This window comes from Nocardia sichangensis (assembly GCF_047200615.1).
Classification (GTDB): Bacteria; Actinomycetota; Actinomycetes; order Mycobacteriales; family Mycobacteriaceae; genus Nocardia; species Nocardia sichangensis.
On the sequence record NZ_JBJZOK010000030.1, the window covers coordinates 62,821 to 74,217 of the forward strand.

The following is an 11,397-nucleotide window of genomic DNA, read 5'->3' on the forward strand; positions in this document are numbered from 1 at the left end:
GCCACACGTCTCGGCAGGGGACATTAGCGGGCGACGGCCTCCGATGCCGACACTCCCTGGCCCGTGTCGGCGCCCGGCCGCTTCGGCGGCGCGGCTACCAGCGTCAACAGGGTCGCCTCCGGGCGGCAGCAGAACCGGTACGGCGCCCACGGTGAGGTGCCGACACCCGCGGAGACGTGCAACTGGGTGTGCTCCCCCCACTTCGACGGACCCTTCACCCGGGACCGGTCGATCCCGCAGTTGGTGACCAGGGCGCCGTAGCCGGGCAGGCACAACTGGCCGCCATGGGTGTGCCCGGCGAGCACCAGGTCGTACCCGTCCTCGGCGAAACGGTCCAGCACTCGGGGCTCAGGGGAGTGGGTGAGGCCGAGCCGCAGGTCGGCCAAGGGATTCGGGGCCCCCGCGACAGTGTCGTACCGGTCGCGCTGCAAGTGCGGGTCGTCCACACCGGCGGTGGCGATGCGGATGCCTGCCACTTCGAGATCGCGGCGCACGTGCGTCAGATCGAGCCAACCGCGCTCGGTGAAAGCCGCACGCAGGTCTTTCCACGGCAGCGGAGCGCCGTAGGTGCGGCGGTGGTCCTTCTTGAAGTACTTCAGCGGGTTCTTCGCCACCGGCGCGAAGTAGTCGTTGCTGCCGAAAACGAAAAGGCCCGGGCGGGAAAGCAATCCGCCGAGGGCCTGAACTACCGCGGGCACCGACTTCTGATGCGAGAGGTTGTCGCCGGTGTTGATCACCAGGTCGGGCTCCAGCCGATCCAGCTCCCGTAGCCACTGCTGCTTGAGCTTCTGTCCCGGCATCATGTGCAGGTCACTGAGGTGGAGCACCCGCAGCGACGACGACCCCGGCGCCAGCACGGGCATGGTCGCCTCCCGTAGGACGAAGGCGTTGCGTTCGACCAGCGAGGCGTAGCCGATTCCGGCCACCGCGGCCCCGGCGGCTCCCAGCGCGGTCGTGCGTACAGCAGAGGTCGAGATCACGGGCATTTGCCCAGCATAGGTGACCTCGCTCAGGAGCGCCGAGTGTGTTTCCGCACAGGCGCCCGTTTTTCCGGCGGGAAATCGGGCCGCGCGGCAAATGTAGTGGGACCGCCGCGTCCCAGCGGCTACCGTGAGCGGCATGTCGGAACTCAAATCGCAGCTGCGGACGGATCTCACCGCCGCGATGAAAGCCAAGGACACGCTGCGCCTTTCCACGTTGCGGATGCTGCTGTCGGCGATTCAGAACGCCGAGGTCGCCGGCTCGGCGGCCCGTGAACTCACCGACGCCGAGGTCGTCTCCGTGCTGCAGAAGGAGTCGAAGAAGCGCAACGAATCCGCCGAGGTCTACACGCAGGCCGGGCGCGGCGAACTGGCGGCGAACGAGCGCGCCGAGGCGCAGATCATCGAGGAGTACCTGCCGACCCAGTTGACCGAGGCCGAGGTCGCCGATCTCGCCGACACCGCGATCGCGCAGGTCGCCGAGGAGATCGGGGAGCGTCCCGGCATGCGGCAGATGGGGCAGGTCATGAAGATCGCCACCGGGCTCGCCGCGGGCAAGGCCGACGGCTCGCGCATCTCGGCCGCGGTGAAAGCGCGGCTGTAGGACGGCGACGCGAAAGGGGCCGCGAACCGTGAGGTTCGCGGCCCCTTTCGCTTGCTCAGCGCGGGATCGGGATCGGGATGGGGATCGGTGGCAGCCGCGGAACGGGCAGCCCGGGGATGCCCGGCGGCGGTGCGGGCGGCCCCGGCGGCGGCGCCGCCCGGACGGTGCCGTCGCTGATGTACAGCGTGATCACCGAGCCGGGGATCGCCGACCCGTTGGGCGCGGTGCCCATGACGGTGCCCTTGGGCCGATCGCCCGCCCCGGTCACCGGCGACACCTGGAAGCCCGCGGCGACCAGCGCCGAGGTGGCCTCGCCCTGGGTCATGCCGACGACATCGGGCACCTGCGCGTTGTTCGCGCCACGCACGTACTTGTTGTCCAACGGGGGCAACCCGGGCGGCGGGAACAGCGGTATCACCGGCTTGATCGCGTTGAACCAGGTGCGCGCGGGTTCGTTACCGCCGAACAGGTTGCCGTCGCCGCAGTTGCGCAGCGGGAACGAGCAGATCTCACCCGGGGTCGGGCTGTCACCGTAGGCGTAGACCGCGGCGGCCAGAGCGTTCGTGAAGCCGAGGAAGGCCGAGGAACGGTGGCTTTCGGTGGTACCGGTCTTGCCCGACATCGGGAAGTTCCAGCCCACCGACTGGGCCGCGCCCGCCGCCGTGCCGGAGATGTCGTCCTTGCTCATGGCGTTGGCCAGGGTGTTGGCCAGGCCCGGCTCGACGACCTGCTCACAGGCCTGCTGGGTCAGCGGTACCTGCTTGCCCTGACGGTCGACGACCTCCTTGATCGGGTTCGGCGGGCACCAGCGGCCGCCGGACCCCAGCGTCGCGGCGACGTTGGACAGCTCCAGCGGATTGATCGCGACCGGTCCCAGGGTGAACGAGCCGAGGTTCTGTTCCTTGATCATGTCGGCCAGGCTCTGGTTGCCGTGGCCGGAGGTGCCCGCTTCGGTGAACGAGCGCATGCCGAGCCGGACCGCCATGTCGACGGTCGGGGTGACGCCCACGGCCTGGATCAGCTTGACGAACGCGGTGTTCGGCGACGTCGCCAGCGCTTCGGTCACCGACATGGGCGACTTGTACTTGCCCGCGTTCTCGACGCAGTAGGTGGCGGCCGGGCACCCGCGCGCGCCGCCGTTACCCATCCCCTTGGCCTCGAACCGCCCTGGCACGTCGAGCTGGGCGTCGATGCCGAGACCCTTCTCCATGGCCGCGGCGGTGGTGAAGATCTTGAAGATCGAGCCCGCGCCGTCGCCGACCATCGAGTACGGCTGCGGCTGCACGGTCTCGTTCGCGTCCCGGTTCAGGCCGTAGGTGCGGCTGCTGGCCATCGCGATCACGGGGTGCGTGTCGTGCCCGGGGCCGACCACCGACATGACTTCCGCGATGTTGTCCAGGTTCGGGTTCGCCGCGTCGGTCACCGCTCGTTTCACCGAGTCCTGCACGGCCGGATCGAGGGTGGTCTTGATCAGGTAGCCGCCCTTCTCGATCTGTTCGCGGCTGATCCCGGCGTTGGCCAGGTACTCCAGCGCGTAGTCGCAGAAGAAGCCGCGGTCGTTGGCCGCGATGCAGCCGCGCGGCAGGCCCTTGGGTTCGGGCAGCACGCCCAGCGGCTTGGTCTTCGCCTCGCGGAACTCCTCAGCGCGGCTGGGAATGTTCTGGATCATGGTGTCCAGCACCGTGTTGCGCCTGGCCAGCACGCCGTCCGGGTTGGTGTAGGGGTTCAGTTTGGACGAACTCTGCACCATGCCGGCGAGCATCGCGGCCTGGGAGACGTTCAGTTCGGCCGCGTCCACGCCGAAGTAGGTCTTCGCCGCGTCCTGGATGCCGTAGGACGAGTTCCCGAACGGGACGAGGTTGAGGTACCTGGTGAGGATCTCGTCCTTGGTCAGCTGACGGTCCAGCGTCAGCGCCATCCGGATCTCCCGGATCTTGCGGGCCGGAGTGGTCTCGATGGCGGCGCGGCGCTCGGCGTCGGTCTTGGCGACCACCAGCAGCTGGAAGTTCTTCACATACTGCTGGTCCAGCGTCGAGGCACCCTGCTGGACCTCGCCGCTGGCGGAGTTGGTGAGGAACGCGCGTAGCGTGCCCTGCCAGTCGACGCCCTCGTGCTCGGCGAAGCGGCGGTCCTCGATGGACACGATCGCCAGTTTCATGTCGTTGGAGATCCGGTCGCTGGGCACCTCGAAGCGGCGCTGCTCATACAGCCAGGCGATCGGATTGCCCGCCGCGTCGACCATGGTCGAGACCGCGGGCACCGTTCCCTCGACCAGCTCCGAGGAGACGTTGTCGACAGCGTCGGCGGCACGGTTGGAGACGAACCCGAAGCCGCCGGCGAGCGGGAACAACAACCCGGCGACGAGCACGGAGGCCAGCACGCAGCTACCGGCCAGCCGCGCGAGCGTATGTGTGATCGGCACGAATCAAGACTACGGGTTGCCATTCCGGCGTTCTTGGCGGCATTTGTCCGGAGCGCGGAACTGGTTGTTCACGAACCGGAATGGGCGTGTCGCGTGATCGTGCGCGGCGTGTCGCGGGAGGGCGCGAACGCAATCTGCCTGCCCGTCCAGTGCGCGCAGGGCTTTGCAGGGACGGACGTACCAAAAAATCTCGAGGTGGTCTTGCGCAAGCGCCATACCTTTACCTAGATTGAGAACCCAGTGTGATAGAGCTAACACTCAAAGTGGAATGTGGTGCACTTCGCAGCGGGGTTTGGGTGCTGCGCGGTGACAACGCGATTCTGGAGCGCCGTTGACCCGGTGTTCGGACTGCAAAGGGGCACACCAAATGCACATGACAACCCCCATCGCTCGATTGGACGTGGAGCAGGCCGAAGCAAGGATCGCCTGGGTAGCCCAGGCCCGATGCAAGGAAGTGGACCCCGATCAGTTGTTCGTCCGCGGCGCGGCGCAGCGCAAAGCGGCGACGATCTGCAGGCACTGTCCAGTGCTCATGCAGTGTGGTGCCGACGCGCTGGACAATCGCGTCGAGTTCGGTGTGTGGGGCGGCATGACGGAACGGCAGCGTCGCGCCCTGTTGAAGCAGCATCCGGAAGTGACCTCGTGGGCCGATTTCTTCCAGGCCCAGCGCCAGCATCAAGTGGCGATGTAGCCCCGGCGAAATCGAAACAGAGCCCGCGGAAGCGGGCTCAGTTTCGTTTCAGGACTGTTATTTCCGTTCGGAGCAATAGCGGATACGCCTAAGTATCAGGCGGTCGCGCGGGCCGTGCCGGTGAGCTGATCGCCGACGACGCGCAGCGCGTCGAGATCGGACACCTCGAACGGAAGCGCGGTGACCGACACGATCGGCACCCGCGGATGCGCGCCGGTGAAGCGGTGCAGCAAATGCTGTTCCCGTTTGTCGGTGGTGACCCGGCGGGCGTGCACCCGCAACACCGCCGCGGTGAGCGGATCGGAGTCCGCCACCTGGTCGGCGGCGGTGAGCGCGTGATCGGCCGACAGCGAGCTCAGCACGGGATGGGTGCGGTTGAGCACCAGACCCGCCAGCGGCATGCGCTCGGTGGAGAGGCGGTCGACGAAGAACGAGGCCTCTCGCAGCGCGTCCGGTTCCGGCGCCGCCACCACGAGGAAATGCGTGCCCGGCTTCGACAGCATCGCGAAGGTGCGCTCGGCCCGCTCCTGGAAGCCGCCGAACAACGACTCCAAGGATTGCAGGAAGTTCGACGCGTCCTTGAGCATCTGTCCTCCGACGACGGTCGACACGCCGCGCACCGCCAGGCTCATCGCGCCGGTCACGAGCCGGGTCACGCCACGGCCGGGAGCCATGATCACCCGGATCATCCGGCCGTTGAGGAAGTTGCCCAGTCGCTTGGGGGCGTCCAGGAAGTCGAGGGCGTTGCGCGACGGTGGGGTGTCGACCACGATCAGGTCCCACTCGCCGCGATGGGCCAGTTGACCCAGCTTCTCCATCGCCATGTATTCCTGTGTGCCGCCGAAGGAGGAGGCGACCGTCTGATAGAAGGGGTTGGCGAAGATCTGCTCCGCTTTCTCTCCGCTGGTGTGCTCGAGCACCATGTCGTCGAACGTGCGACGCATGTTGAGCATCATCGCGTGCAGCTCGCCCTTGGCCTCCGGCCCCAGGGCCACCCGCTGCGGGTTGTTGCCGAGGTCGGCGACGCCCAGTGACTGCGCAAGCCTGCGCGCGGGGTCGATGGTGAGCACCACGACCTTGCGCCCCTCTTCGGCGGCGCGCAGGGCGATAGCGGCGGCGGTGGTCGTCTTGCCGACGCCGCCGGAACCGCAGCAGACCACCACGCGCGCGGACGGGTCGGCGATGATCCGCGAAATATCCAGCGGGGCAGCCGGGGGATGGGTCGGCATGCTCATCGGACTCCCTGTGCGGTGAGGTGTTCGGCTAGTTCGTACAGGCCGCCCAGGTCCATTCCGTCGGGCAGGGCGGGCAGGTAGAGCCGGGAGATGTCGACCTTCGCCAGTTCTTCGGCGCTGTCGTCCTGTGCTTGCAGAGTCGCGGAGTGCTCGATCGTTTCGGTGAGCAGCCCCTGGAAGTCGCTGTCGGGGAGGTTTATCCCCGCGGAGTCGAGGCCCGCGCGGACGGCGTCGGCGTCCAGGTGGCCCTGCGCGGCGCGGGCGCGCAGCTCGGGCGGGAGCTGGCCCTCGGTCGCCCGGTTCACGATGACGGTGCCGATGCGCAGGTCCGCGGCGGTGAGCTCGGCGACGGCGTCGGCGGTTTCCTGTACCGGCAGCGCCTCCAGCAGCGTGACCAGATGGATCATGGTCTGGTCGGAATGCAGCAACTGCGAGACGCCCTCGGCCTGCGAGGCGATCGGCCCGCCCTTGGCCACCTCGGCCATCGCCTTGGTGACGTCGAGGAAGCCGGCGATCCGGCCGGTGGGCGGTGCGTCGACCACGATCTCGTCGTAGACCCGCTTGCCGGACTTGTCCACGCGAACCGCGCACTCCTTGATCTTGCCGGTCAGGATGACGTCCCGCAGACCGGGCGCGATCGTGGTGACGAACTCGATGGCGCCCATCCTGCGCATCGCGCGGCCCGCGAAGCCGAGGTTGTAGAACATGTCCAGGTATTCGAGGAAGGCGTGCTCGATGTCCAGCGCCAGCGCGACCACCTCGCCGCCGCCGTCCGCGGTGGCGATGCGTGTCTCGGTCGGCGGCAGCGGCGGCAGATCGAACAGCTGCGCGATCGATTGTCTGCTCTCCACCTCCACCAACAGCACCCGGCGCCCGCCCGCGGCGAGCGCCAAGGCCAGCGCCCCGGCAACCGTCGACTTGCCCGTGCCTCCCTTGCCGGAGACGTAGTGCAAGCGGGCCTGTTCAGCGCGCTTCGGCCACCTTGCGCCCACTTCCGGCTCCTCCGAAAGCGGCACTGCTGTTGGTACTCCCACGATCGCGAGCCTATAACTGGTTCGCCGCCGCGGGGCACGGGCCGTACCAGACGGGCTGACCCAAAAGCGGTTCCCAGCCCTGCTCCCGCCACCGCAACCAGTTGCGGGCTCACTCCGCGAGCCGCCGATAACCACACGAAATCAGTAGCCGAACCAGCAGATCTCCCGTAACCGACACAGGCGCCGGTTGCGGGCGACCGTGCCGACCCCATCCGAGCCGGGTGAGACAGACCACTCATTCGCGGTGCGCCTCGGACCGCCCGGCCGCCGCGCCCATGGCGAGGTCGAGTAATGCCCCCGCCAGTCCATAAAACCACTGCGAAACCCCGGGAGACCGCAACCCCGAATCCGGGGTGATTGCAATCGCGAACCGAGGTAGTGCGGCTCCACTCCCCACGCGCCCAGCGCACCGCAACCACGTCTTTCGAGCGAAGCGAGACCGAGCCTGTTCCGTTCGCGGCCCGGCTCGCGTTTGCGCGGCCGCCGCGTCCGCGACGAAGTCGCCAGCGGCGGTCGCGCAAACGCGAGCCCCAAAGGGGCCGCGAACACGCCGCGACGAAGTCGTGGCAAATTCAACACAGTAGGATTGCCAGGTGTCTCCGGCCGATCGCGCGAACAGTCGACGCCGCCAGCCTCGGCGCCGCGGTTCGGCCGCCAACGCCGCGAAGCCGCGGATGCGCACGGTGCGGGAGACTTCCGCAGGTGGACTGGTCGTCGACGGCCTGGACGGTCCACGGGAAGCACGAAGCGCGGCCCTCATCGGACGCACCGATCGCCGCGGGCGGTTACTGTGGTCGCTGCCCAAAGGACATATCGAAGAAGGTGAGACCGCCGAGCAGACCGCGATCCGCGAGGTCGCCGAGGAGACCGGCATCAACGGTGTCGTGGTCGCCGAACTCGGCAGCATCGATTACTGGTTCGTGACCGACGGTCGGCGGGTACACAAAACGGTGCATCATTATCTGCTGCGTTCGGTCGGTGGCGAACTGTCCGACGCCGACGTGGAAGTGACCCAGGTCGCCTGGGTTCCGTTGAGTGAACTGGATTCTCGGTTGGCCTACGCCGATGAGCGGCGGCTGGCGGAGATGGCGAACAAGCTGATCGACCGGATGGAGACCGGCAAGCGATGACGCGTGGACTGTTCCGGATCTTCGTGGCGGTCCTGACCATCCTCGGCCCCGTGACGACGCTGCCACTGCTCGATTCCGCGGCGGCGGGAGCGCAACCGACCGGGTCCGGCACCTCGACGAATCCCAAATTCCTGAAGCTGTCCCTCGATTCGGTGACGCCGACCACAGTGACCGCGGGCAGCGATTCGGTGCTCACGGTCGCGGGCACGGTCACCAATATCGGCGATCGTGTGGTGGACGACGTCAGCATCCGTGTCCAGCGGGCGGCGGCGATCACCACGCCGGTCGGGTTGCGCGCCACCTTGCGCCTCGATGAGGTCAACTACGACGTGAATGGCGACTTCGAAGATGTCGCGCAGCGGCTGAACCCGGGGCAGCGCAAACAGTTCACGCTGAGCATCCCGTTGCGTTCCGAGACCGGCGCCACGTCGCTGCGGATCACGGAGCCGGGCGTCTACCCGCTGCTGCTGAACGTCAACGGCGAACCCGCTTACGGCACGCAGGCCAGGCTCGACGACGCGCGATTCCTGCTCCCGGTGCTCGGCGTGCCGCCCGCCGCGAGCGATGGAGCCCCGTCGGTATCGGCGCCCACCGACGCTCCGGTGGCGACCACGCTGCTGTGGCCGCTGGCCGACCGGCCGCGGCAGGTCGGGGGTCGTCCGGGCAGCGTGGACGGCAAGGTCGAGCTCACCGACGACGAATTGGCCGCCTCACTCGGCAAGGGCGGCCGTCTCGATCAACTGCTGGCCGCGCTGGAGGGGACGTTGAACCCGAGCGCGGGCCGCAGCACCGATCTGGCCTCGGCCGTGTGCCTCGCCATCGACCCAGACCTGCTGCTCACGGTGCGCGCGATGACCAAGGGTTACCGCGTGCTGGCCAGTCCGTCCGATCCCGACGGCGCGACCAGAGCGGGTGCGGGCGCTGAACAGGCCCAGACCTGGCTGGACCGGCTGCGCGCCATGGCGGGGTCGATGTGCACCGTGGCACTGCCGTTCGCGCAGGTCGATCTCACCGCGCTGGCCGCGGTCAACGATCCGGCACTGTCCGCGCGCGCGATCAACGAACCGGCCGAGATCATCGACTCGATCCTGTCGACCCGGTCGGTGCGCGGGGTCAGCCTGCCGGATTCCGGCAGCATCGATGACGGCGCGGGGGCCCTGTTGCGCAGTCACGGTTTCGGTACCGCCGTGCTCGCGTCGACGGCGGCCGTTCCGCAGGGAAGCGTGGACTGGGCGCAGTCGAGCAGTGAGAGCGGCCGATCCGCATCCGGTGGGAACGAGGTTCTCTCCACCGCCGACCCGGCGATTCCGGAAGCGGTACGCCTGCCCGATATCACCGCGAGCCAGCCGACAGCACCGGCGCCCGCACCGCAGGTCACGGGCAATACGGTGCCCACCGCGAGTGCACCCGCGCCCGCCGCCGACCCCGCGCTGCACGCGGTGACGTTCGACATCTGGTCCGCGACCGCGCTCGCCGCGGTGGGTTCGAACCCGCCGACCCCGCCGTTCACCCCGTCCCGGGTTCGCTACGACGTGACCAACGACTCACGAGCGGCGCGCTTGCAGGACGCTCTCGGAGCGATTTCGTGGAAGGCGCTGCACCCGGAGGCGAACCCGTCGCGCTCGCTGTTGCTCGTTCCGCCGCAGCAATGGGGTGCGAACCGGGACGAGGCGACCGCACTGCTGCGCCAAGTCGACCAGCTGCTGCGCGGCAACCTCGCCACCGCGCGTCCGTTCCACGATCTGGTGACGCTGCCGCCGGACCCGCGGCCCTACGAGCTGGACTATCTGCCGCAGGCGGCGCAGGACGCGGTGCCGGACCGATTCCTGCCGCCGGTACGCGAGCAGAGTCGCCGGATCACCGAGATGATGCGCGCGTTGGTGGACGTGCCGGAGGCCGAGCCGACGCCGCACGACTTCCTGACGCCGCTGCGCGACGACCTGCTGCGCGTACTGAGCCTCTCGGATCGGCGCGCGGGCGATGCCGCACCGCCGGACACCTTCGCCCAGCGGCGGCTGGACCAGAACACCCGGACGATGGACAAGCTCTATCGCTCGGTGACGGTGCTGCCGCCGGGCGGCGTGTACACGCTCGCGTCCGAGCAGAGCCCCCTGTTGCTGGTCGCGCGCAACGATCTGCCGGTGGCCATCCGGGTCAGGTTCCGGATCGAGGCGCCTGCCGAGACGAAGATCACCGACCCCGGCGAGCAGCAGCTCCCGGCCAATGGGTCCAGGTCCTTCCAGATCCCGACGGAGGTCAGCGACAGCCGCAACCTCGTCATTCCGATCTCGCTCACCACGCCGGAGGGCGTCGCGCTCGGCAATCCCACGCAGGTCTCGGTGCGTTCGAACGCCTACGGCAAGGCCTTGGCGATAATTACGGGATGCGCCGCACTCCTGCTGCTCCTGCTGGCCGGTCGCCGTTTGTGGCGCCGGTTCCGCGGGCAGCCCGATCCGGCCGACGAGGGATTCGATCCGAGTACCAGGCGCCGGGTCAACCGGTACCGGCGCGCGCGCTCGCGTGTGCTGCGGGCGCAGGAAAAAGAGCAGGAGCACCTCCAGGAGACGCGGTGACGGATCCCGCTCCGACGGGGCTACGTAAACCGCTGCTACCTGCGCCGATGTGGGGTACCGCAGTGTCATGTGGCACGGTGGAGGACAATCACAGTGTTGCCGAGCCGGTCCGATCCGGACGGGGACCACGGACAGAATGTTCGCTGAACACGGCGAACCATTGCGGCGAGCCGCGGCTCACCGCACCGATGGGGGTGCGGAATCCCGGCTGGTACAGGAGGCATGATGAGCGACGATGACATATCGGCTCATCGCCCTCGACCAAGCGACCGGCTCGACGGGCCACCGGTGCGCCGAGCCCCGGTCGCGCCGTGGGAGCGGAGCCCCGCTCCGGCCGAAGCCGAGCACCAGGGTGTGAACGGCGGTCCGTACAACGACGGCCAGGCGCCGAGAGTGCCGCAGGTCAGCCGTCCTCCGGCCGCACCGCAGCCGCGCCCTGGTCAGCACATGCCGCCGCCACCGCCCGCCGGACAACCGAGGCCGCCGGTGCCGCCACCGCCGCGACCCGGCCCCGTACCGAACCAACGCCAATATCCGGCTCCGCCACCGGCGGCCGGTCCTGGCCGGCCCCGCCCCGTTCCGCCTGGACCCAATCGCCAGGTGCCTGCGCCTTCCGGCCCGCCTGGCAATGTCCGGCAGACGCCGCCGCCCCCCGGACCACGTGGGCCGCAGTCCGGCGCCATTCCGGCCGCACCGCGTTCCCCGCAGTCCGGCGGGATCCCGACCAC

8 protein-coding genes are annotated in these 11,397 nt (G+C 68.8%); 4 read left to right on the forward strand and 4 right to left on the reverse strand.

Features of this window, described 5'->3' with window-relative positions; genetic code table 11:
• Positions 1–23: 23 nt before the first annotated feature.
• Entirely contained in the window at positions 24–986 is a 963-nt protein-coding gene (locus ACL03I_RS31540; RefSeq protein WP_355078682.1) for a metallophosphoesterase, read from the reverse strand.
• 133 nt (positions 987–1,119) lie between these two features.
• Here ACL03I_RS31540 and ACL03I_RS31545 point away from each other — a divergent pair, with 133 nt between their 5' ends.
• Positions 1,120–1,584 (forward strand): GatB/YqeY domain-containing protein, encoded by a 465-nt coding sequence (locus tag ACL03I_RS31545; RefSeq protein ID WP_355078681.1) that lies wholly within the window; start codon positions 1,120–1,122, stop codon positions 1,582–1,584.
• A gap of 55 nt (positions 1,585–1,639) precedes the next feature.
• On the opposite strand, the gene ACL03I_RS31550 is transcribed toward ACL03I_RS31545, so the two are convergent.
• Positions 1,640–4,006, reverse strand: coding sequence for a penicillin-binding protein (locus tag ACL03I_RS31550; protein ID WP_355078680.1), 2,367 nt, complete (start codon positions 4,004–4,006; stop codon positions 1,640–1,642).
• A 367-nt stretch (positions 4,007–4,373) separates the two neighbouring features.
• Between ACL03I_RS31550 and ACL03I_RS31555 the strand changes: the two genes are divergently transcribed.
• Positions 4,374–4,697 carry a WhiB family transcriptional regulator gene (locus ACL03I_RS31555; RefSeq protein ID WP_014981178.1) on the forward strand — a complete coding sequence of 108 codons (324 nt, stop codon included), beginning with the start codon at positions 4,374–4,376 and terminating at the stop codon, positions 4,695–4,697.
• Positions 4,698–4,792: 95 nt separating this feature from the next.
• Here ACL03I_RS31555 and ACL03I_RS31560 read toward each other — a convergent pair whose 3' ends face one another.
• Together ACL03I_RS31560 and ACL03I_RS31565 are read right to left on the reverse strand one after the other, a co-directional pair.
• Positions 4,793–5,932, reverse strand: a complete 1,140-nt coding sequence (locus tag ACL03I_RS31560; RefSeq protein ID WP_412807656.1) for an ArsA family ATPase — start codon at positions 5,930–5,932, stop codon at positions 4,793–4,795.
• Entirely contained in the window at positions 5,929–6,924 is a 996-nt protein-coding gene (locus ACL03I_RS31565; RefSeq protein ID WP_397280859.1) for an ArsA-related P-loop ATPase, read from the reverse strand. The genes ACL03I_RS31560 and ACL03I_RS31565 overlap by 4 nt, the downstream gene beginning before the upstream one ends.
• 635 nt (positions 6,925–7,559) lie before the next feature.
• On the opposite strand from ACL03I_RS31565, the gene ACL03I_RS31570 reads away from it, so the two are divergent.
• Both ACL03I_RS31570 and ACL03I_RS31575 read left to right on the forward strand, forming a co-directional pair.
• Complete coding sequence (locus ACL03I_RS31570) at positions 7,560–8,096, forward strand: NUDIX hydrolase (RefSeq protein WP_039803412.1); 537 nt, start codon at positions 7,560–7,562, stop codon at positions 8,094–8,096.
• Entirely contained in the window at positions 8,093–10,669 is a 2,577-nt protein-coding gene (locus ACL03I_RS31575) for a DUF6049 family protein (protein WP_412807657.1), read from the forward strand. The genes ACL03I_RS31570 and ACL03I_RS31575 overlap by 4 nt, the downstream gene beginning before the upstream one ends.
• Positions 10,670–11,397 lie beyond the last annotated feature (728 nt).

Coding starts and splice junctions, on each gene's coding strand:
- ACL03I_RS31575 (WP_412807657.1), top strand. CDS start 8,093: ATGACGCGTGGACTGTTCCGGATCTTCGTGGCGGTCCTGACCATCCTC.
- ACL03I_RS31555 (WP_014981178.1), top strand. CDS start 4,374: ATGCACATGACAACCCCCATCGCTCGATTGGACGTGGAGCAGGCCGAA.
- ACL03I_RS31560 (WP_412807656.1), bottom strand. CDS start 5,932: ATGAGCATGCCGACCCATCCCCCGGCTGCCCCGCTGGATATTTCGCGG.
- ACL03I_RS31545 (WP_355078681.1), top strand. CDS start 1,120: ATGTCGGAACTCAAATCGCAGCTGCGGACGGATCTCACCGCCGCGATG.
- ACL03I_RS31540 (WP_355078682.1), bottom strand. CDS start 986: ATGCCCGTGATCTCGACCTCTGCTGTACGCACGACCGCGCTGGGAGCC.